Origin of the sequence: Desulfitobacterium dehalogenans ATCC 51507 (assembly GCF_000243155.2) — a bacterium.
GTDB classification, from domain to species: Bacteria; Bacillota; Desulfitobacteriia; order Desulfitobacteriales; family Desulfitobacteriaceae; genus Desulfitobacterium; species Desulfitobacterium dehalogenans.
In genome coordinates, this window is the sequence record NC_018017.1 from 45,401 (window position 1) to 67,754 (window position 22,354).

Annotated in this window: 19 protein-coding genes; 17 read left to right on the top strand and 2 right to left on the bottom strand. The window is 46.8% G+C overall.

The annotated features are described in order from the left end of the window. Positions 1-139: 139 nt before the first annotated feature. From DESDE_RS00225 to rsmI, 8 genes are all read left to right on the top strand, one after another. The gene (locus DESDE_RS00225) at positions 140-1,720 is read left to right on the top strand and encodes a spore germination protein (protein ID WP_242831294.1); all 1,581 of its coding nucleotides are present in this window, start codon (positions 140-142) and stop codon (positions 1,718-1,720) included. Further along, positions 1,721-2,821 (top strand): GerAB/ArcD/ProY family transporter, encoded by a 1,101-nt coding sequence (locus DESDE_RS00230; RefSeq protein ID WP_014792044.1) that lies wholly within the window; start codon positions 1,721-1,723, stop codon positions 2,819-2,821. Continuing rightward, positions 2,788-4,029 carry a Ger(x)C family spore germination protein gene (locus DESDE_RS00235; protein ID WP_014792045.1) on the top strand — a complete coding sequence of 414 codons (1,242 nt, stop codon included), beginning with the start codon at positions 2,788-2,790 and terminating at the stop codon, positions 4,027-4,029. Before DESDE_RS00230 ends, DESDE_RS00235 begins: the two co-directional genes overlap by 34 nt. Positions 4,030-4,095: 66 nt before the next feature. Next, positions 4,096-5,514, top strand: a complete 1,419-nt coding sequence (locus tag DESDE_RS00240) for an aminotransferase class I/II-fold pyridoxal phosphate-dependent enzyme (protein ID WP_014792046.1) — start codon at positions 4,096-4,098, stop codon at positions 5,512-5,514. Position 5,515: 1 nt separating this feature from the next. Continuing rightward, positions 5,516-6,364 (top strand): DNA polymerase III subunit, encoded by an 849-nt coding sequence (locus DESDE_RS00245; protein ID WP_014792047.1) that lies wholly within the window; start codon positions 5,516-5,518, stop codon positions 6,362-6,364. A gap of 13 nt (positions 6,365-6,377) precedes the next feature. Further along, positions 6,378-7,226 carry a PSP1 domain-containing protein gene (locus DESDE_RS00250; RefSeq protein WP_014792048.1) on the top strand — a complete coding sequence of 283 codons (849 nt, stop codon included), beginning with the start codon at positions 6,378-6,380 and terminating at the stop codon, positions 7,224-7,226. After that, complete coding sequence (locus tag DESDE_RS00255) at positions 7,223-7,534, top strand: initiation-control protein YabA (protein ID WP_014792049.1); 312 nt, start codon at positions 7,223-7,225, stop codon at positions 7,532-7,534. Before DESDE_RS00250 ends, DESDE_RS00255 begins: the two co-directional genes overlap by 4 nt. A gap of 5 nt (positions 7,535-7,539) precedes the next feature. After that, the gene (gene rsmI, locus DESDE_RS00260; protein WP_169314442.1) at positions 7,540-8,397 is read left to right on the top strand and encodes a 16S rRNA (cytidine(1402)-2'-O)-methyltransferase; all 858 of its coding nucleotides are present in this window, start codon (positions 7,540-7,542) and stop codon (positions 8,395-8,397) included. Between the two features lie 133 nt (positions 8,398-8,530). On the opposite strand, the gene DESDE_RS00265 is transcribed toward rsmI, so the two are convergent. Then, a complete protein-coding gene (locus DESDE_RS00265; RefSeq protein WP_005815009.1) occupies positions 8,531-8,800 on the bottom strand; it encodes an AbrB/MazE/SpoVT family DNA-binding domain-containing protein in 270 nt (89 codons plus the stop codon). A 395-nt stretch (positions 8,801-9,195) separates the two neighbouring features. Here DESDE_RS00265 and metG point away from each other — a divergent pair, with 395 nt between their 5' ends. The 8 genes from metG to rsmA all read left to right on the top strand — a co-directional run bounded on the left by metG (position 9,196) and on the right by rsmA (position 18,408). Beyond that, on the top strand, positions 9,196-11,136 hold the full coding sequence (metG, locus tag DESDE_RS00270; RefSeq protein WP_014792051.1) for a methionine--tRNA ligase: 1,941 nt from the start codon (positions 9,196-9,198) through the stop codon (positions 11,134-11,136). After that, positions 11,133-11,894 (top strand): TatD family hydrolase, encoded by a 762-nt coding sequence (locus DESDE_RS00275; RefSeq protein WP_014792052.1) that lies wholly within the window; start codon positions 11,133-11,135, stop codon positions 11,892-11,894. Before metG ends, DESDE_RS00275 begins: the two co-directional genes overlap by 4 nt. A gap of 131 nt (positions 11,895-12,025) precedes the next feature. After that, positions 12,026-12,913, top strand: a complete 888-nt coding sequence (locus tag DESDE_RS00280) for a G5 and 3D domain-containing protein (protein ID WP_014792053.1) — start codon at positions 12,026-12,028, stop codon at positions 12,911-12,913. 93 nt (positions 12,914-13,006) lie between these two features. Next, on the top strand, positions 13,007-14,176 hold the full coding sequence (locus tag DESDE_RS00285; protein WP_014792054.1) for a 3D domain-containing protein: 1,170 nt from the start codon (positions 13,007-13,009) through the stop codon (positions 14,174-14,176). Positions 14,177-14,387: 211 nt separating this feature from the next. After that, positions 14,388-15,104, top strand: a complete 717-nt coding sequence (locus tag DESDE_RS00290) for an N-acetylmuramoyl-L-alanine amidase family protein (protein ID WP_014792055.1) — start codon at positions 14,388-14,390, stop codon at positions 15,102-15,104. 540 nt (positions 15,105-15,644) lie between these two features. Continuing rightward, positions 15,645-16,805, top strand: a complete 1,161-nt coding sequence (locus tag DESDE_RS00295) for a glycosyl hydrolase family 18 protein (RefSeq protein WP_014792056.1) — start codon at positions 15,645-15,647, stop codon at positions 16,803-16,805. A 174-nt stretch (positions 16,806-16,979) separates the two neighbouring features. Beyond that, positions 16,980-17,588, top strand: coding sequence for a ribonuclease M5 (gene rnmV / locus DESDE_RS00300; protein WP_014792057.1), 609 nt, complete (start codon positions 16,980-16,982; stop codon positions 17,586-17,588). After that, positions 17,551-18,408 (top strand): 16S rRNA (adenine(1518)-N(6)/adenine(1519)-N(6))-dimethyltransferase RsmA, encoded by an 858-nt coding sequence (gene rsmA, locus DESDE_RS00305; protein ID WP_014792058.1) that lies wholly within the window; start codon positions 17,551-17,553, stop codon positions 18,406-18,408. Before rnmV ends, rsmA begins: the two co-directional genes overlap by 38 nt. Before the next feature lie 106 nt (positions 18,409-18,514). On the opposite strand, the gene DESDE_RS00310 is transcribed toward rsmA, so the two are convergent. Then, a complete protein-coding gene (locus DESDE_RS00310; protein WP_014792059.1) occupies positions 18,515-20,101 on the bottom strand; it encodes a methylenetetrahydrofolate reductase C-terminal domain-containing protein in 1,587 nt (528 codons plus the stop codon). A 425-nt stretch (positions 20,102-20,526) separates the two neighbouring features. Between DESDE_RS00310 and DESDE_RS00315 the strand changes: the two genes are divergently transcribed. Beyond that, positions 20,527-22,293 carry a methyl-accepting chemotaxis protein gene (locus DESDE_RS00315; protein WP_014792060.1) on the top strand — a complete coding sequence of 589 codons (1,767 nt, stop codon included), beginning with the start codon at positions 20,527-20,529 and terminating at the stop codon, positions 22,291-22,293. Positions 22,294-22,354: the final 61 nt, after the last annotated feature.

Here is a 22,354-nt window from a genome sequence, read left to right on the forward strand (position 1 = left end):
CTCTTGCATGAAAATTATTGAATTTAAACTAGGGGAGATAGAACCTGTTTGTTGAGAAGGGGTTCTATCTCCTTTTTCAAATGCTGCATTCGTGTATAAGGGAAAAGCTTTTCGAGGACAATAAGGACATGAGGAGGGGGTGGTATTATTGTCAAAAAGTTTTTTTACCGTAATAAAGGAGCTAACTCAGCGTCCTTATAAGAAAAAAATACGACCTGTCCAGAGGACTCCCATAGATCAAGAATGGGATAAGCCCATTTCTTTTGCACGGATTGAAGAAGAATTATCCAAAAGCAGTGATATAATTTTTCGGAAGTTCATTTTGCGGGTTAAAGAGGAAATACCCTGTGTGCTTGGGGTAGTCGATGGCTTAGTTGATAAAAATATATTGGATGCTTATGTACTGCGGGCGCTCATGGTCGAGGCCGTCGATGATCCTCTCTTTCAAGCAATGACTTTTGAACATGTCCTTGATGGATTGCTGGATCTGTTTACCCCGACGAATGAAGTGAAGAAGATAAGCCACTTGGGGGAAGCCATTGATGCTATGTTATCCGGGGATGCAGTTCTTTTCCTTGAGGAAGGCCAAGAGGCTATTGTGATTAGTGCCCGTGGCTGGGCAAATCGAGGAGTAAATGTTCCTCTGAATGAATCCTCCATCCGTGGACCTAAGGAAGGGTTCAATGAAACACTACGAACCAACACCTCCTTGCTGAGAAGGCGAATTAAACATCCGTCACTGCGGCTGGTCTCCATGAAAATTGGGGATCTTTCGAAAACGGACGTGGTGATTGCCTATATCGAGAATATGGCCAATATGGACGTGGTTTCGGAGGTTCTTAGACGACTGAGTCGTATCCAAATCGACGGTATAGTTTCGGGAGACATGCTGGAGGAATTGATTGAGGATCATCCTTATTCTCCCTTCCCTCAGGTCTCTAATACGGAGCGTCCTGACATCGTGGCTTCCGACCTTTTGGAGGGGCGAGTTGCCATTATGGTGGATGGCACTCCTTCCGCTCTGATCGTTCCGGTTACCTTACCCATCTTTATGCAAGTCAATGATGACTATTATCAAAGAGCGATGATTGTTATTATTGTACGTACGATAAGATATTGGGGGGCATTTATAGCGCTTTTGGCTCCTAGCCTTTATATTGCCGTAACCACCTTTCATCAGGAAGTGCTGCCCACGACCTTGGTCTTGAGTATTGCAGCCAATCGTGAAGCGGTTCCTTTTTCTGCTCTTGGGGAGGCATTGCTCATGCTCCTTGCCCTGGAGATCCTTCAAGAGGGGGGACTGCGGCTCCCGAAGCCCATCGGACAGACGATTGGGATCGTCGGGGCTTTGATCATAGGAGACGCAGCTGTTAAGGCTGGTCTGATCAGCCCTATCATGGTTATTGTTATCGGTCTTACAGCAGTTTCCAGCTATACTATTCCCTACTACGACCTGGCGATTGCCATCCGTCTGATTCGGGTTCCCCTGATGATTTTGTCGGGAACGATGGGCTTTTTCGGCCTAGGAATCGGGCTCTACCTTACTATAATCCATTTGCTTGGGTTGCGGTCCTTTGGTACTCCTTACCTTAGTCCTATTGCCCCGTTTAAACTCCGTGCCTTTCTTCAAGATACTTTCGTCAGGGCACCCTGGTGGGCTTCCGGTGATGTACCGGATTTAGTAGATGTTCACGATACTAAGTCAGGGAGGAAAAAATAAGTGGAACGCATATCCACCCATCAATTTACTATATTAAGTGCTGCAGTCATACTGGGGACAACTTATATGGTTGCTGGGTCAATGACGGCGGGAGCAGCAGGAAGGGATGGCTGGATGGCTATCCTGTTCGGGTTTGCGCTGGGGATCCCCCTGGCCTTCATGGTTTTTTCCTTGATGCCCAAATACCCTAATATGAATTTAATAGAGATATCAGAGAAGGTTCTGGGGAAATGGCTCGGTAAGGGGTTGGGGCTTCTCTACAGCGCTGTTATGATCTACTTTGGCGCAATCCTATTAGGTCAGGGAGTGGATATGTATAACCGCAGTGTTCTTCCCCTGATGCCTCAATATGTAGTGATTTTAGGAACCTTCCTTCTTGTTGCCTACCTCTATTTTAGTGGAATAGAGGTCTTAAGCCGCTTTTCAGAAGTTGTATTTCCTTTTGTTTGTTTATCCTTAGTTTTTATAGCATTATCCAGCATCCCTCGCTTTGAGAGAGGGGAGCTTTTTCCCATTCTAGACAATGGAGTCACGCCCTTGATTGAGGCCACGCTGAGAGTCGCGCCTTGGCCTATGGAATATATTCTTTTTTTAGCAGGGCTGTTACCCTTTTTGCCGCGTAAGGCAAATGATTTAAAAGTATTAAAAAAGGGTGTCCTCAAAGCCTTTTTGATGGTTATTTTGTTAAACACATTGATGGTTATGGTTCAAATCATGACCTTTGGTCCTTTTGAAACGGCCCGCCTTACCTATGGCCTTTTGGTTCTTGGGAACATGATCGAGATCTCCCGGACCATAACCGGAGTTGAGGTGATTTTTACTCTAATCTGGACGGGCGCCTTAACTTTAAAAGTTACAGCTTTGTTTTTTGCAGGAGTATGGGGTATACGAAGTGTTTTTGGCATAAAAAGCCGTAAAGTGGGTGTTGTTTTAGGAATTATTTATGTGCTGGTCCCTTTATATGCTTTTACCGGTATCAATGTAGTAGTGGAAATACAGTTAGTAGATGACTATTTAATTCTTCCCTTTACAGTTATATGGGTAGCATTAGTATGGGGGGTGGATCGATGGAAGCGTCGCAAGAAAAGTCTCTCAATTTAAAGCTTTCCGTCGTACTGCTCCTTATTATCAGTATTCTGTTCCTCGGAGGATGCGGTGGGAAGCGTGAAGCCGATGAACTGGCCTATGTGCTGGGTATAGGTATTGATAAAGGAAAGGAAGAGGGGACCTATCTCGTTACCATGCAGACCGCTCAACCTAAAGCGAGCGGAGGTGGGGCCGCAGAGCTTGACAATTGGACAATCAGTGTGGAAACTCCGAGTCTGGCCACAACGACAGAACGGGTGGCTGAAGCTTTTGACAAACAGCCTTTTGCAGGAACAGTGCGGGTCATTGTCATTGGCGAAGATCTTGCTAAATCAGGGATCAATGAGGCTTTAGATTATTTCCAACGCTTTTATGAGTTTCGGAGGACGGTCTATCTTGTCGTCGCCAAAGGAAAAGCTAAAGACATCATGGAGACAGAGCTCCGCACAAGACAGATTCCCAGCTTAAGTTTATTCGATACCATCGAGGGGCAAAAAAGGCAGTCGGTTTTTCCTATAACTCGTTTAGGGCATTATCTGACGGTTTTAGGGCGGGAAAGCCAGAATCCTCTTATTCCTCTGGTTGAGAGTATCAAATCGGGGGAGCATGGATTATTCTATCCTGATGAAGGAGCGCAAGAAATCCTCATTCATGAATCGGCAGTATTTGATGGCGGAAAATTACTGGCGACTCTTAACGACCAAGAAACAAAGGGTTATCTCTGGCTGGATGACGAGATTCAAAGCCGGATTCTTGAGAAGGGAGATGGAAATGGTCTCAAAGTGACGGCCTGGGTCTTGAGCTCTAAAACAAAGTATAAGGTCGAAAACATCGAGGGTAAAATGGGGATTCGATTCATAATTAAGGCCGAGGTTGCAATCAATGAAATCATGGGGACGCATGAACAAATGAATACCAAACGTTGGCAGCAATTTGCTGAAGAATTAAAACCCCTATTGGTTCAGGCAATTCAGGAAGAATGCGAAGCGGCTGTGGCGAAAAGCGAAAAGCTTAAGCTGGATTTTATCGGGATTGGACGAAAGATAGAAATTAAAAAACCAAAGTACTGGAAAGAAATCAAGGGGAGTTGGCCCCAAGGGGTTGCAGATATTCCGGTAGCTTATGATATCGAGGTTTGTATTAAGCATGCGGGGCTGGCTCGCAATTCACCGGTAAGCCCTCAAGAAAATGGAGCGAGTGGAGGCTCCCATACTCTTCAATAGGTGCTTCAATGGAAATATTATGATATAATGATGTGTATTACCTTTGTCAACCCTGGAGGAGAGAATGTGTTGTATTTAGGCCATAAATTGTTGCAGTATGAGGCTCAAAGGCTGATTTCCTTTCATACTCCAGGACATAAAGGGAAATCGGAATTTTTTACGGATTTGCATTTTCCCGGTCAGGATCTTACAGAACTGCCGGGCTTGGATATGCTGCACTCCCCCGAAGGAGTGATTGCTCAGGCTCAAGCCCGGGCTGCCGCTGTGTATCAAAGTGATGCCAGTTTTTACTTAATCAATGGGGCAACAGTGGGCAACCAAGGGATGTTCATGGCTTTGGCCGGTACCGGGAAGCGAGGGGAGAGCCTTCAGGGATCCAGGGTTTTGGTGGAGAGGCAATCCCACCGCTCCGTGTTGTCGGCCTTGGTGTTATCAGGATGTGAACCGGAATATATTCCCAGTGTGATTCATCCGGAATTCAGACTGCCCTTGGGATTAAAATCCATAGATGAAGTGGATTTGGGTGAATTTCTCGGGGTTCATCTGACTTATCCCAGTTATTATGGAACATTGCCGGATTTAGAAAAGATAGCAGCCCAGAGAGATGGCCAGGCTCCTCAAGTGAGTATTTTGGTGGACCAGGCTCATGGTTCCCATTATTTACATGAACTCTTCCCCAAGGGGGCCCTGGAATATGGGGCGGATCTGGTGCTGTGCAGCACTCATAAAACCTTAAGCGCCTTGACTCAAGCAGCTATGCTTCATGTAAAGGGATCGCGGGTTCCCCTGTCCGCTATTAAGAAGGCTCTTGAACTTCTGCAATCTTCCAGCCCTAGCTATCTATTGATGGCCTCCCTGGAAAGGGCTGTCGAGCATGCTTTAGAAAGCAGACGCTGGGAGCTGCTTTACGAAGCGGTACAGGAACTCCATCGCCGTGCAGGTGGGTTTTTACGGATATTAAACCCTCAGGATGTGGGGACTTACGGGATTGCCAAACTGGATTGGACGAAGATCCTCATCAATACCAAAAGACTGGGAGTTTCGGCCCCCTTTTGTGTAAAGCATTTACGCAGGAATTATGGAATTGACCCTGAATTATGGGATGACGAGAATATTTTATTTCTGTTAGGGATTGGCAATACTCCCGAAGAGGTGGAGATCCTGACCAAGGGTTTATTAAGCTTAGAGGGCTTAAGAAAGGGCATTACGACATCTGCTGAGGAGATAGCTTTCGAAATGCCTTTACCCCCCGGAAGACTTACTCCCCGCCAGGCCTATTTCGCCCGGAAGCGCAAGATCCCCCTTGAGGAGAGTGTGGGTAAAATATTGGGTGAGAGCATTTCCCCTTACCCTCCAGGTATCCCATTGATCGTTATGGGAGAGGAGATGACTCCTGAGATCCTAGAGCTTCTGACCCGGCATAGGGGACGCTGGCAAGGCTGGGAGGATATTGGCCGAGAAGTCTGGATTGTTGAGGAGGTTTAATGTGAACGTTGCACTTCATCTTATCGAAAAAGCTGCTCGGGATGGGCGGCTTGCTCACTTGCTTCTCTTTCATGGAGGGAGTAGTCCGGAGAGACGTAAGGCTGGTCTAGAGATTGCCCAGAGGATGAATTGCACTTCGGATCAGGAGGTGCCCTGCGGACACTGTCCTTCCTGCAAAAAGATTCTTTCCGGGAACCATCCGGATGTGGAGGTGGTCAAGCCTGCCAAGATGTCCATGGGGATCGAACAGGTTCTGGACTGGCAGGAGCGGGTATACCGCAAGCATTATGAGGGAAAATATAAGGTCTTTATCCTTGAAGAGGCTGATAAATTAACCATTCCCGCAGCTAATGCTTTGCTCAAGGTCATTGAAGAGCCACCGGAAAGGACCATTATCATTCTAAGCGCTCAGAATGCCGAAGTTCTCTTACCTACTATTCAAAGCAGGGCCCAGGCAGTTTATTTTCCCTTCCGAGGGGAGAAGGAATGGCTGGAATCCCTTGATGAATCCATAGATTCCTGGGAAGCCCAAGAGGCTTTTCGCTTGAGCAGCCATAATCCTGAATTGGCTTACGAGATTTTGACGCTGGGAGTAGAAAAGGTTAAGGAGTGGACTCAGGGATTCGAACAGGCTGTAGAGGACGGGGATTTTCTCAAGCTTTTCCCTCTTTTCCCTCTGGAGAAAAAAGAAGCTGAGATCTATTTACATATCTTGGCTTTAGGGGTAGCTCGAAAACATAAAGTCAATCCACAGGCTATGTTGGCGATCGGGCAAGCTATAGATCAAATTCAAATGCAGGCTAACCCCAGATTAGTCATAGAAGGATTAGCCTTAAAATTATTCCGGTAAGGAGGGAATCAGAATGGTTGAGGTCGTGGGGGTTCGCTTTAAGCGAGCAGGTAAAATATATTATTTTTCTACAGGGGATCTTGCCCTGAATGCCAATGATAAGGTGATCGTGGAAACCGCGCGGGGAGTCGAGTATGGAGAATGCGTCCTGGCACCCCGTCAGGTATCAGAGGAAGACGTGGTCATGCCTTTAAAACCGGTTATCCGCAAGGCTACTACTGAGGATGAACTGATCGTTCAGGCCAATCAAAACAAGGAGAAGGAAGCCTTTGACATATGCCTGAGAAAAATAGGAGATCATCAGCTGCCCATGAAGTTGGTGGATGTGGAATATACTTTTGACGGGAACAAAATTATCTTTTCCTTTACTGCAGAAGGTCGGGTGGATTTCCGGGAGTTGGTTAAAGACCTGGCATCGATTTTTCGGACCCGCATCGAACTTCGCCAGATTGGTGTTCGGGATGAAGCCAAAATGCTGGGAGGTATCGGCTCCTGTGGCAGAGTGCTGTGCTGCTCCAGCTTTTTAGGGGATTTCGAGCCTGTATCCATTCGCATGGCCAAGGATCAGAAGCTCTCTCTTAACCCGACGAAAATATCAGGGATTTGTGGACGCCTTATGTGCTGTCTGAAATATGAGAATGGGGCTTATGAAGAGTCTCACTGCAAAGATCAGTGCGGAAAACAATGCCATCAAAGGGAAGAAGACATCCTGGTTCTCAGCGAGGATTCGGTGCTCAAAGCTTTGGAGGATCAAGAGCTTAAGGAAGAACGTGGTCCTGCCGTAGCGGCCGCCGGCAAAGGGCGTCAAGAAGGACGCCATAAGAAAGGAGAAAAGAACAGAGGAAAGAGTGAGAAGGTATGAGTCAATTAACCCAGGCCTTAACGGAAGTGGAGGAGAAGCTTAACTCCTTGATTGAAGAAGTGCAGAGTTTGCTGCCCTATGTTAAAAGCCTGGAAGAAGAGAATGCCAGGCTGAAGCGTGAGCTATGTGCCCTGCCGGAGAAGGAAAGGTCACGGGTCATTGCTAATGCTGAACATATTCAGGGCGTTGCCCATGATAACCTGGAACGCCTCTATCAAGAAGGGTTTCATGTCTGTCATCTTCATTTTGGACAGCCTTTAGAGGAGGGTGATTGTCTCTTCTGTATGGGCTTTTTACGCAAAGATTGAGTAAGATGGGAGCGGTTCTTTTGGCTACGGTTCAGAGAGGCACCCTTTATATCTGCGGGACACCGATCGGGAATCTGGGGGATATCACTTTGCGAGCCTTAGAAGTGCTTAAAGATGTGGATCTCATTGCGGCGGAGGATACCCGTCATTCACGAAAGCTGTTGGATCACTTTGGAATCACCACGCCCCTGACCAGTTATCACGAACATAATGAAAAAGGAAAAGCTCTGGAACTGGTCAAGAGATTAGAGCAAGGGGAAGCCATCGCTTTGATTTCGGATGCGGGAATGCCGGGTATATCGGATCCGGGTCAAGAAGTTATTCAGCTTTGTTTGGAGAAAGGAATACCCTTGGATGTTTTACCAGGAGCCAATGCCGGACTGACGGCCTTGCTCCTTTCAGGTATGCCTAATGATCATTTCTTATTTCATGGTTTCTTGCCCTCCCAATCCGGTGCGCGCAAGAAAGAATTACAGAGTTATGCCCAATTGCCTTTTACTCAAATTTTCTATGAAGCACCCCATCGCTTAGTAGCAACCTTAGGAGACTTATTGGAGATTTTCGGAGACCGGGAGACGGCTGTGGTCCGGGAGATTACGAAACTCCATCAAAGTGTCCATAAGGGTGCTTTGAGTACCCTTATCCATGAATTTAAGGTCACTTCCCCCCGAGGGGAAATTTGTGTGTTGACTTCACCCTATGTTCCTGCCCCGCCTGTGGGAGGGGAACAGGAATGGCGTGAGGAAGTGGGGGCGCTCACTGAACAGGGGATGAAGCCCAATGATGCCATGAAAATGGTTGCCCAAAAGTATGGAGTGAGCAAGAGGGAGGTTTACCAAGCAGTTCTCTCAAATAAGGATTGAGAGACCGGCATTAGGTAAAAGAACTTTAAGAAAATGTAGAAAAAGCGCATAAAAAGGAAAAGAAGGCTTTACGCCTTCTATTATGTAGAATTATAATTTCCAATGAGGTAGCTTCTATCTGTCTTAGGTGAAATTAAACGGCTTCGGGTTGGTTGCCGGATGCAGCTTCGCCCATGGCAGTGGCGCATTCACGGCAGACATTTTTCCCACGGAAAATCTGAACATCTGTGGCATTATTACAAAATACACAAGCAGGTTCGTATTTTTTGAGAATGATCTTTTCTTGGTCTACATAGATTTCCAGAGCATCCTTTTCATCGATTCCCAGGGTTCTGCGTAATTCGATAGGTAATACCACCCGACCTAGTTCGTCTACTTTTCTTACGATACCGGTTGATTTCATGACTAGTCCTCCTCTAAACTACATCTTTCGACACAATGTAACACCCTTATGATACCAATGGTACCATTTAAAGTCAATGATTTTTTGTAATAAAAATGGAATTTTTTTCAGAATATTTCTTATCCTATGGATTAGTATCTGTAGACGGCGGAGGATAAGCATGCTTTGGGGAATGCCGCCTTGAGCGATTAGATTGCTCCGCGCAGCTTATGGAGTGAACGCCAAAAGCAAAATCATGGAGAATCAGCTTTTAGTTTTTTCGGCTCAGACTCTGCACAGAAACTTTCTGCAGAGAGGTTTGCAGGGGTTCCTTCTGGATGATAATATTAATAAGCAGGACAGCTGTAAACAGAACAAACTGCGGTGGCCTGTCCTGAAAGAGAGGAAGGTTAAAATTGAAATATTACATTACAACACCGATTTTTTACCCCAATTCCAGCCCCCACATTGGGACGGCTTATACTACCGTAGCCGCTGACACCCTTGCCCGCTATCATCGGCTTAAAGGACATGATGTGTACTTTCTGACCGGTACCGATGAGAACGCCCAGAAGATTGTTCGTACGGCTGAAAGCCAGGGAATGGATCCCTTGGCTTATGTGGATGGGGTGGTGGACCGGTTTAAAGCCTTATGGGTAGAGCTGGATATCACCTATGATGACTTTATCCGGACGACCGAAGATCGTCACCATAAGGTGGTTAAAAAGATTTTTACTAAGCTTTATGAGCAAGGGGATATTTATAAATCAGAGTATGAAGGCTGGTATTGCACACCCTGTGAAACTTTCTGGACGGAAAATAAGCTCATCGACGGAAAATGCCCGAATCCTGACTGTGGACGGGATGTGGAATTGCTTAAGGAGGAAAGCTATTTTTTCAAGCTTTCTAAATATCAGGATGCTCTTTTAGGCTATATCAAGGATCATCCGGATTTTATTCAGCCTGCTTCCCGACGCAATGAGATGGTTAAGTTTATCGAGGGAGGATTGGAGGATCTGTGCGTTTCCCGTACTACCTTCCAATGGGGAATTCAGGTTCCTTTTGATCCCAAGCATGTGGTCTATGTCTGGCTGGATGCCCTCATCAACTATATTTCCGCTTTGGGGTATCCCGACGGGGAGTTGTATCAGCGTTATTGGCCGGCGGAAGTTCATCTGATGGGCAAGGATATTGTCCGCTTCCATGCTGTGATTTGGCCGATTATTTTAATGGCTTTAGGAGTCCCCCTGCCTAAAGTGGTCTATGGCCATGGTTGGTACCTCAGTAAAGAAGGGGGTAAAATCTCTAAGTCCCGGGGGAATGTTCAAGATTCTTTCGAGTTGATCCGGCGTTATGGCTCCGATGCCATTCGTTATTTCTTACTGAGGGAAATGCAGGTAGGGACCGATGGCGCATACTCGGAAGATGCTTTGGTGGAACGGTTAAACAGTGATTTAGCCAATGATTTGGGAAATTTCGTTTCCCGCAGTCTGGCGATGATCGTAAAATACCGGGGCGGTGTGATACCTAAGGCCGGCGAACCCACGGAGCTTGAAGCAGAGCTTAGGGCTTTGGGGAATGAGGTCATTGCTAAAGTGGAAGAGCGACTGGAGGCTCATGATCCGGCAGGGGCTCTGGAAAACCTTTGGCGCCTGGTCTCCCGCATGAATAAATATGTGGATGAGACCGCTCCCTGGACTCTGGCCAAGCAGGAGGATCAGCAGGCCCGTCTGGACACAGTACTCCATACCTTTGCTGAGGCGATTCGGATCCTGGGTATTCTTTGTGCACCCTTTATGCCCAAGCTTACGGCGAAGATGTTCCAGCAATGTGGAGTCGGTGAGGAAATGCTCGCTTGGGAAGATGCCAAACGGTGGGATGTTTTAGGAGAAGGGATTCAAGTGAAACGGGGAGAGGCTTTGTTCCCCCGTATTGATATGGCACAATTTAGTGTTGAAGAGGAGAAAGCACCTGTGAGCGAAGTCGAAACTCAAAAAATCGAAGAAAATAAAGTGGAATTTGAACCGATAAAAGAAGAAATCTCCATCGATGATTTTGCCAAAATTGACCTTCGGGTGGCTAAGGTTCTCCACGCTGAAAAAGTAGAAAAAACCGATAAGCTTTTAAAATTGGAAATCGAGGTAGCAGGCAAACCCCGCACCATCGTCTCGGGAATTGCTCAGCATTATGCACCGGAAGATTTAGTGGGCAAGCATGTGGTCATCGTAGCCAACTTAAAGCCGGCGAAATTACGGGGAATCACTTCGGAAGGGATGATTCTGGCAGCTTCCCATGAAGGAGTTCTGGAAGTCCTGACCTTGGATAAGGAACTTCCTGCAGGAGCACGGGTTAAATGATTTGGGATACACACGCCCATCTGGATGATCCCCGCTATGAAGGGGATTTCCAGGGGGTTCTGGACAATATGGCCCAGGCCCAAATTACCAGGGTCACCAATGTAGGGTATGACTTGCCTTCTTCGGAGCGCTCCGTTCGCTTAGCCCATCACTATGATGCCATTTATGCCGCCATAGGGGTTCATCCCCATGATGCTCAAGGGGCAAGGTCAGAAACCTGGAAACGTTTGACTCAGCTGGCTCAGGAAGATAAGGTCATCGCCTGGGGTGAAATCGGGCTGGATTATTATCGTGATCTCTCTCCGCGCAAAGTTCAGCAGGAGGTGTTTATCCACCAGATTGAATTGGCAGATCAAGCAGGGCTTCCCATCATTATCCACAATCGGGATGCTCATCAGGATCTTTTAGACATCGTGAAGGCCCATACCCCGAAAAAGGGTGGAGTGTTCCATTGCTATTCGGGATCCTGGGAAATGGCCAAAATTATCCTTAACTTAGGATTTTATCTGTCTTTTGCGGGCCCCCTTACCTTTAAAAATGCACGTCATACGGTGGAAGTGGCTGAGAAGGTCCCCCTGGACCGTTTCCTGGTCGAGACGGATTCTCCCTATCTTACACCGGAGCCTTACCGCGGAAAGCGGAATGAGCCGGCTTATGTGCGGCAGGTGGTGGAGAAGTTTGGGGATATTCGGGGTCTGGAGGCCGAGGAGGTCGCAAGACTGGCATTTGAGAATGGGAATAGGCTGTTTGGGCTGTAAGATTAAAAGCACAGCATGAGCTGGATATAATAGCAAGAGTCCTGGAGGATGTCTCCGGGATTTTTGCTTTCTATGCTACAATGTTCTTTTTTTTCTTTGGTTAACATACCTTTTTAGCAGGGGGGAATAGTATGTATTCATTACCTATAGCTACCTATACGGATTATTGGCGTTCAGCGAAAAATCGTAGTCTGACCATGGGGGGGACGTTGGTACTGGCAGGAAGTACGTTGCTCTATGCTCCAGCGGATGCCTTTCCCAAAAGAATCGAATTGACACTTCCTGTGTTCGAAAGAAACAATCCAGCCCTATCTCCTATACCCGACGCCCCAGCTTTGGGAAGGGAGGGAACCCTCCTGAATCCGGAGGGGACGGTTCTTTCTTCGGAAGGGGAGATAGGGGCTGCCGAGGGATCTGTGACGGAGAGTGTCCATGGGGATGGGGAACCGCTCATTCCCACTATCGGTGGTCAAGTGGCCATGACCTATCGTATCGAAGATGTGGAAATCCCCATCAGTACAGAGTATATTGAGTCGAATAATATGCTTCCTGGTACGAGTCAGGTTCAGGAAGAGGGCCAGGTAGGTATGGAGCGCCATGTTATCCGTACCACCACCGTAGGGGGGGAGATTAACGATGAGCTCATCATTCATCAATTTGAGCTCAATGCCCCGAAGAAAAGGGTGGTAATCCAGAATACAAAGCCTGTAGAACGGGAGGATGTGGATCTCAGCCAGTACAGTATCGTCAAGACCTTTGAGGTGGAAGCTACGGCCTATACCTATACAGGCAACGCGACGGCGACGGGAGTTTGGCCGCGAGAAGGGTTGATTGCGGTGGACCCGCGCGTGATTCCTTTAGGGACTGAAGTTTATGTGGAAGGGTATGGCTATGCCATAGCTGCTGATACGGGAGGGGCGATTAAAGGCAATATTATTGATGTCTTTTTTCCAAGTTTACAGCGATGTATTCAATGGGGAAGAAGGCCGGTAGTTATCCATATACTGGGAAATGCATAAGAAAATGGAAAATATAACCAAAAAGCTTTGACAGATGAGGGAGATTTGGTTAAAATGATGGGGTAGGTCAGAGTTAAATTATGGAGGGATGAGATGTCAGAGAAGACACGAACTTCGGTTTTTTCCTTAGTTCGTAGCTCCCGTAAAGCCCAAATCTCCGTTACGTTACTGACTGTAGTATTCATCGTAGCATCAGTATTTTTGTTGAAAGCCAAGACCATCACCGTTGTGATTGATGGAGGAACACAGAGCCTCACAACCCTCTACTCAACTGTCGGTGCAGCCCTTGAGCATTCAAAGCTTGGTATTTACCCTGAGGATATCGTGAAGCCGAATCGCGAGACGGGAATCACGAAAGGATTAGAAGTTAAGATTACGCGAAGCCTCCCTGTGGAGTTGACTGTGGATGGACAAGTGTATCCGGCTCGGACTCCCGCATCTACAGTGGGTGAGGCCCTGGTCGATTTATCAAATCGTTTGGGATTGGATCTCAAGGTAACGGATGAGGTTAATCTCCAGCGGGAGGCTATGCTAGTAGCCGATGCTAAACTTGAAGTCCGGCGGGCAGTTCCCATTAAGGTCAAAGTAGATGGTAAGGAAATCGATACATATTTGGCCCCGCGCACAGTAGAAGAAACTTTAGAGAAGCTTGATATTGTTTTAAACGAAAAGGATAAGGTATCTCTACCAATGAATCAAATGATAGAGGCCGAGGACGAGATTCAAGTGGTTCGGGTAGAGGAAAAGATTGAGACAATGACCAATGACATTCCCTATCAGACGGTTGCTCAGCCGGCGGATTTTCCAGTGGGATTGCCGGATAAGGTCGTGACAAAAGGAGTAAACGGCCAGCATGAGCAAACTATGAAGATTACTTTGGAAGATGGGGTAGAGGTTGCACGAGAGGTCTTGAAGCAGGAGGTTTTACGAGCTCCTGTGAATCAAGTAGTTTCGAGAGGATCACAGACCACCATTTCCCGTGGTGGCAAAACCATTGAATTTAAGCGCGCTTATGTGATGAGAGCTTCCGCCTATTCCGGCGGCGGAAGGACAGCAACAGGACATGAAACTCGCTACGGGGTTATTGCCGTAGATCCGCGCGTTATTCCTTTAGGAACAGAAGTTTATGTGGATGGATATGGTGAGGCAGTCGCACTGGACACCGGGGGTGCGATCAAAGGAAACCGGGTTGATTTATATATGAATACGGAGGATGCCTGCTGGTCTTGGGGCGTTCGCTCCGTAGTGGTTTATGTAAGATAAGACAAGATTAAGAGGCAATACATAAACCATTCCATAACAAGGAAAAGAAAAAATGAAAGTGACCTACACAACTTTCGAGATTAACATATAGAGTTATCAAACCATGAGGTTCTTCGAAATAAAAGCGAAGGGCCTCATTTTTTTATCTCCTGCATCATATTATCTATAGGAAACCGGCTTGCAGTTGCAAAAAAATCAAGGGGGGAGCGGATTGCGAAGACCCGTAGTGATTCCTGGCAAGCAGACTCAGGGCATGGCGGTAATTATCGTCTTGACCGTGATGCTTGGATTAGTCCTTTCTGTATTTTATCAAGGTTCTGCAGCAGTTCTGGGACCTCTTGAAACAAAGGCTAAGGTTGTGATTGATGCAGGCCATGGTGGATATGATCCGGGAGCGATCACAAAGCAAGGAATCTATGAAAAGGAAATAAATCTGGAAATGGCCAAGCGTGTCAAGGAGCTGCTGGGGCCTGCCGGTATCGAGGTTATTCTGACCAGGGAAGAGGATATTGATTATGTACCAGAAGGGGTCCGGGGCAGGCAGCCCAAGAAACAGGCCGATCTTAACTATCGTATCGCCCTGGCCTCACAAGCAGAGGCCAATGCTCTGATCAGCTTACATCTGAATGCCACACCCTCAGGGCGAAATACCGGTGCCGAAACCTTTTATTATTTTAACTCTGAAGAGGGTAAACGCTTAGCGGAAACGATTCAGCAAGAGCTTATCAAGGTTCCGGGAATGAATCGCAGGATTGCCAAGCCGGGGGATTTTTATCTTATTAAAAACGCTCCCATGCCTGCTGTAATTGTAGAATTAGGATATATCAGCAATCCTAAAGAATTTGCCAGACTACGGCAGCCCTGGTATCAGGATCAGTTGGCCCAGGCTGTGGCTAAAGGCGTGGCCAATTATTTCGGCTTGCCTTAAGGCTACCCTATCCTGCTTTGAAAAAGATCGGAAAGCTAATTCTCCAGGATTTTGCTTTACACCGGTCGCTCAATAAGCTGCGCGGACAAAACTAACGCTCAAGCTCTCCGCTCCGTCGAGTCCCCGCCCAAATCGCTCCTGCTCAATGGGCGGTTGGAAACGTCCTGTTTCCAACTCGACTCCGCTGCGTGCTTTTCGCGAAGTTTTGTTTCCGCTCGCTTAAATTAGCTCACTTTTGTAAAGCAAAATCCTTAGGCTGTCTTTCGGGTTTGAGCGTGCGTATATAGGATAAGCTACTGGCCCGAGGAGCTTTTATTTTTTTCTTTTCTTTCATATGCTTATAGTTTCCCGGATAGTTAACTTATTATCGGGAACATTAGAAACAAGGAATTTGCGCCGTATTTTTGTTGTTTTATAATGAGGTTAAATCTCTAATGTAAAATAGTGGATTGGTATTCCAGCAATACTTATACATAAGGACAATTGAAGAGGGGACAATAAAGTCAGTGACCGAATCAAGATGAAGGAGTTGATCTCAGAATGAAGCGGTTTCTGACTTTAAATTTAATAGCTGTTCTGGTATTGAGTCTTAGCTTAGTCGGGTGTAATAAACCTCAACAACAACAGCAAAGCACCCAAGCGCCGAATCAGATCGCTACTGAAAGCGGCGAACCTCCAAAAGCTGAGGCAGAGACCCGTGAGGATGTTCTAGGAAACGAGAAGCGTGTGGTCATGGGCTTTTATACGGATCCTGAAGGGGAAATTCCCGGATCCAAAGAATCCATGATGAAGAACATCAAATTGATGGATGAGGTTTCCTTCTTCTGGTATTCCTTTGATGCCAATGGAAAAATCCTCACCACAGGGAAAAAGGATCTCAGCATCAAAGAAGCAGCGCAAAAGAATGGGGCTAAAGCCTACGCTTTGATCCATAATATGCGTGGCGGTCTCTTCGATGCCAATCTGGCTCACAGTGTCTTCGCCAATCCTCAGACCCGGTCCAAATTTGTCAATAATATTGTGCAATTGACGCTGAATGAAAAATGGGATGGAGTGGCCATTGATATCGAAAAAACTCCACCCGCCGACCGCAATAACTTCACAACCTTCTTAGGGGAACTCCATGGTGCCTTAAAAGCCAAAGACAAAGTGCTCAACGTGTCCATTCCGGCTAAGTTCATCGATTATCCATCCGACCTTTGGTCTGGTGCATACGATTATGCAGCCATCGGTAAAAATGCCGACCAAATCGTGCTGATGACCTATGATGAGCATGGACTGGGAACCACCGCCGGACCGATATCTTCCCACGCTTGGGTGAATAAGGTGATCTCCTATGCCGTCACCAAAATCCCAAGGGAAAAGATCGTTTTAGGACTTCCTGTCTACTCCTTTGACTGGGGATCCAACAAGCCCACCATGCCCGATTATCTCTCTTTTGATCAAAGCATGGCCCGTGCGAAAAAGCATGGGGTACAGGTAGGATACGATGAAGAGCATAAAGTTCCCTGGTATACCTACACAGCCAATGGCGTTCGTCATGAAGTATACTTTGAAAATAAGCAAAGCTTACAACCCAAGATGGAATATGCCCGGGAGCATAAACTCCATGGCGTGGCTATCTGGAGAATAGGGATGGAAGATCCGGCAATTTGGGACAGCTTAGTTAAGACCTACGGAACCAATAAAAATAAGAAATAGCTAACCAGGCAGATCCGAAACGGGACACACGTAAGGAGCAGAAGAATCTCTTCTGCTCCTTTCACTTTTTTGTAGGTGCCTATTTGTGAAATTTGTGAAGGTAGGTTAAGATAGAAAAGATAATAATACATACATTCATTTGATTTATAGTCCCGGGAGGAATTGTCGAAAAACATGGTTGAAGAGTTAATCGTAGTGGAAGGTAAAAATGATGCTCATGCAGTGCGCAGAGCTTTAGGGAATGTGGATGTACTTTGGACGGAAGGTTATGGGTTGACCCAGGAAAAATTGCTTTACATCGCCGAGATGGCAAAGCGCCGGGGAGTGATCGTGTTTACGGATCCTGACTCCGTGGGGGAGCAAATCCGGGAACGAATCCGGCGATACGTGCCGGAAGCCAAGCATGTTTATTTGTCCAAAAAAGATGCCCGTTCCCCAAAAGATGATGATATTGGCGTAGAAAATGCAAGCCCCGAGGATATTCAAAAGGCTTTCCAGAAGATTAGGACGGATGCACTCCATTCTGAACAAAATAACAGTGGAGTTCAGGTTAAAGAGGTGCTGTTTGAAATAAAAGATTTGCTGGAAGCAGGGCTGGTGGGATTGAACCATTCTGCAGAACGACGCTTGGCTGTGGGGAAAATCTTAGGTATTGGGGATGCTAATGGCAAGCAATTTTTACATCGCTTAAATCGGTTTGGGATTACCCATGAGGAATTTGACAAGGCGGTTAGGGAGGCTATTCATGGAGAACGCAGCGAATTATACCCGGCGCATCCTTAAGGGCGGTGCTAAAGCCCATAAATCCTTAGGGCAGAATTTTTTGATGGATGACCGGGTCATTGAGAATATAGTGGCAGCCAGTGTCAAAGAGCCGGCAATCCCCATCGTAGAGATTGGACCGGGACTGGGGGTCCTTACCCGGGTCTTGGCCCAAAAAGCTCAGAAGGTATGGGCGGTAGAGCTGGACCAGGGAAAAGTGAATGTACTGCAGAAGGAACTGCAAGGATTACCGATAGAGATTCTCAATATGGATGCATTAAAGCTGAACTTAAAGGACATCTGGGGAACAAAGAAAGGGGTACTGGTGGGGAATCTCCCTTATTACATTACCAGCCCTTTGCTTATGCATTTTTTGGAGCAAAAGGACTCCTTGCATAGTATGGTGGTCATGGTCCAAAAGGAAGTGGCAGATCGTTTGGTTGCCAAACCTGGCAGAAAGGACTACGGAGTGCTTTCTATAGCGGCCCAGGTCTCAGCCCAACCGGAGAAACTGTTTGAAGTCCCGCCCCAAGCTTTCTGGCCGGCACCTAAAGTCACTTCAGCAGTAGTGCGCTTTGACCTGCGCTCTTACCCGGGATTCCGGGTACAGGAAAAGGATTTCTTTCGAGTAGTAAAGGCCTCTTTCAGTCAAAGGCGCAAAACCTTAGGAAATTCCTTGGCCGGAGGACTTGGCATCCCTAAGCAGCAGGTCGGTGAGATTCTCGCCGCAGCCGGAGTGGATGAACAAAGGAGAGCGGAAACCTTAAGCATAGAGGAGTTTCAAGCTGTGACGGAAGCGGTTTTAAAAATCCAGGTCAAAGTGGCAGAACTCAATAAATAGGGCATTGGCCTTACTTATTTTGAAAATGATAACGAATAGCTATGGAAAAAGTGATAGAAAAAGCAGCAAATTACAAAGAATTTGCTGCTTTATTATTTATAGTTTTTTATTTAGACACGTCTTGCTTAGTCGAATCTACGCTCTTAGCCTTCTCCTCTTCTTCAGGAGTGGGAATACCCAAGATTTCTCCAGAGTGATCCCGTCCTAAGAAGAAGTTAGACCATGAGGAGGTTTGATACAAATCCCAATTGGCCGGGGGAATATGATGAGAATCCAGATCCCCTTCCTCACTATATTTCTTCAAGCGGGCATAAGCTCTGACATAAATACACTGCTTCTGGTTGGGGTAAACCTCACACCAGCCCTGATAGCTTCCGCCGCAGGCACCGTTCCTTTGGTTCTTGGGACATTGAGACATAGGACAGAGATAAGCCAGTTCGAACATAGCACAGTCCCCGCAGTCCTTACAGTCGTTGGTGATGACTTTTGCCAGGTGTTCAAAGCCGTGTTTGCGGTTATCCTTACGTCCTTTATAAATCTTGCGCATGACGGGGAAGAAGTTTTTGCCGGGGGTGAAGAGCATGCTGTGCATCATTCTCATACCGCTGTAAGCTACTCCCACAGGGGCATCCAGAGGCAAGTTCTTCCGATTGACAGGTGTGGTGGTATTGAGGCCGGTTTTGGGATCCTTTTCATAATAATAGAAACCATTGGGCATAGGATAATCAAACTCAGGAATCAGAGCCATCCAGTCTTTGCTGAGCTCCTCGCCCTTTTCAATCACATATTCCACTTGCTCATATTTGATATTATGCCCGCCGATATGAACTCCGGCAAAGCCCATGCCTTTCATGAGAGCGTACATCTTAGCGGCTCTCAGCAAGCGGGCACCGACCCCTTTATCCTCGGCTGTTCTTTCCTTATCAATTTCAGCCAGGAGCTTATCCGTGACAACACAGCCCGGCAGCTGATTCTGGTTCATAATCTTGGCTGCACCGAAGGGGAGGATATAGATATTGCCTACAAGGGGAACATTCAGATCATTAAGCTTCATGAATTGGAGGACTTCATGGATTTTACGGACATCATAGCCAAGCTGGGTGACAATAAATTGGGCTCCGCTGGCCACTTTTTTCTTCAGTTTATAATATTGGACCATTTGCTCTGCTTCCGTGCCCTTAAAGGGAGAAACGGCGGCACCGGCAAAGAAATCACTGGTTTGGTGATAAGACATTCCCTTAGGGCCAGGAATACCAAGCCCTTGATTCATTTGGGTGATGAGTTCTAAAGCATGGGTAGGATCAAGGTCAAAGACCGGCTTGGGGCGGCCTTTAAAGCCAGAGACCGTATAATCTCCGGTCATTACCAAGAGGCTGCGGACTTCTGCCCGATCAAGAGCATAAAGCTGGCTCTCCATCTGATTGCGGTTCTTATCCTTACAGGTAAAATGGACAAGGGGCTCTATTCCCAGCTTGAGAATCTCCTGACCAAGATAATCGGCGAGAATAGCAGGGTTTCCTCCGGGGTTATCGGTGATGGTCAGGGCATGAACCTTACCGCCCTTAGCTGCCTGTTCTGCAGCAAGCAATGCGCTTTCTTGAGCTTTCTCACGTGCTCCTCTCCCAGGGACCAGTTCCCAAGTGACGGAGAGGGTGTTAGGGTCCAATAAAGACTGTTTAAAACGGTTCTCCATTTCTATCCCTTTCCCTTCTCTAAGTGTTTTTTCCACCTTATCTATTGGATTTAGTCTCTAGGATTCCGTATTGCCTCCTTCCTCATAGAGATAAACCCAGGCAAAGCATGTCAATAAGATTGTATAACAATTTAGACAATTCTTTCAATTAAAAAATGCATTATTTTCGAGAAAATTTTCGTTTAAAAATAACTTTTATAATAATCTTGCCAAAGTGAATGTTTTGGTTAATAATACATAGTAAACTATAGCTATTCTAATTTTAAATGGTTTGTCCAGTTTTGTTGAGGGACAAAATCTGGAATGAACGAATCTACCCAAATATTACACCACCCATAACATCTTTTCAATGCATCAGGCTCAAGAGAATTCTCAAAAGTTAGAATTATCAATTGAAGTGAAGACAGGAAAGGGAGGGATGGCGGTTGAAAAGCATTAGAACTCGATTGATTTTGGTATTCCTTTTGACATCCATTATGATGGCCGGCATTGTTGGCGGGTTTAATATCTATAACCAAACGGTGTTGACGCAAAAAAATGTGGATGACTATCGCAAAACTTTATATGAGGAATACGATCGAGGGATCAAAATGAATGTGGAGATCGCCATAAGCATGATCCAAGGGGTCTATCAGGAGCAGCAAATGGGGTTATTGACTGAAGCCGAGGCTAAGGAAAAAGCCGCAGCTCTGGTGCGTAAGATTCTCTACGATAATGGAAACTATATTTGGGTGGATACTGTCGAGGGAATCAATGTAGCCTATCTGGGTAAAGACTCCGAGGGAAAAAGCCGGATTGATGCAGTAGACCCCACTGGCTTCCTTTATATAAAAGAACTGATCAAGAACGGGATGCAGGAGGGCGGAGGGTACACGGATTATCAATTCGCCAAGCCCAATGAATCAGAGCCTAAACCAAAGCGGGGCTATACACGGCTCTTTGAGCCTTATGGCTGGATCGTGGGAACAGGGAACTGGGTCGACGATATCGAAACCAAGGTTAGTGAAAAAGAAGTTTATTATAAACAACAAATGTTGAAAGATATTATTAAAGTAGTGTCCGCCATGGTTATTGGCCTAGGAGTGGTTGCCGTCCTGGCTTTTGTCATCAGCCAGCGCATTTCCCAAAGAGTTCAGCGAATCGCCCAGGGGGCGAGAGAGGTTGCTCAGGGTAATCTGACCATTGAAAAGATTATGGTGGACACTCAAGACGAGCTGGGTCAATTGGCTGAGGACTTTAATCAAATGACCGAAAATCTGGCGGAAGTAGTGAAGAAGGTTGCCTACGCTTCCGAGCAAGTATCCTTGACCTCCCAAGAGCTTTCAGCCGGTGCTGAAGAGTCTGCGCAAGCGGCTATGGAGGTTGCCGCGGCAGTCACCGATGTTGCACAAGGTACGGAAAGGCAAATAAGTTCTGTCAGCGAGGTCTCCGAAGTCGTGCGGGAAATGGCGGCAGGGATGGCGCAGGTTTTGACCAATACAGGCTATGTGGTTCGTTCAGCTGAGGGAACCTCTCAAGCTGCTGCTAAAGGTCAGGGGTCGGTACAAACCACTATTGAGCAAATGAATCATATCCAAAGGGTGGTTAACCATAGTGCGGAATTAGTGGAACATCTGGGGCTCCGCTCTCAGGAGATTGGTCAAATCATAGAGACTATCTCCGGCATCGCGACCCAGACGAATCTCCTGGCCCTGAACGCAGCCATTGAAGCTGCCCGGGCGGGTGAACAAGGGCGAGGGTTCGCCGTGGTTGCCGAAGAGGTAAGGAAGCTGGCGGAACAATCCCAAGGGGCGGCCAAGCAAATCTCTGCTCTGATCTCGGAAATCCAAACGGATACAGTGAAAGCTGTAGAGGCTATGCAGGATGGAACCCATGAAGTAGAGAAAGGGGCAATGGTGGTCATCGAGGCGGGAAGTGCTTTTGAAGAGATTGCACAGCTCATTCAAGAAGTAACCCGACAAGTCAGGGGTATATCTGCTGAGATTGAGCAAATATCCCACGGAAATGAACGGATTATTCGGGCGGTGGAAGAAGTGGATCAGATCAGCCGGGAGATTACGGATCAGACCTATGGTGTATCCGCCTCCACTGAAGAGCAGTCTGCTTCTGTAGAAGAAATTGCCTCCTCCTGTCAGGTGTTGGAGAATATGGCCATTGAATTGGAAAAGATCCTGGCAAGATTCAAAGTGTGAATGAGATCATTTAAAAAATTGGAGTTTTATATTAAAGGTCACAGCTTTAGCTGTGACCTTT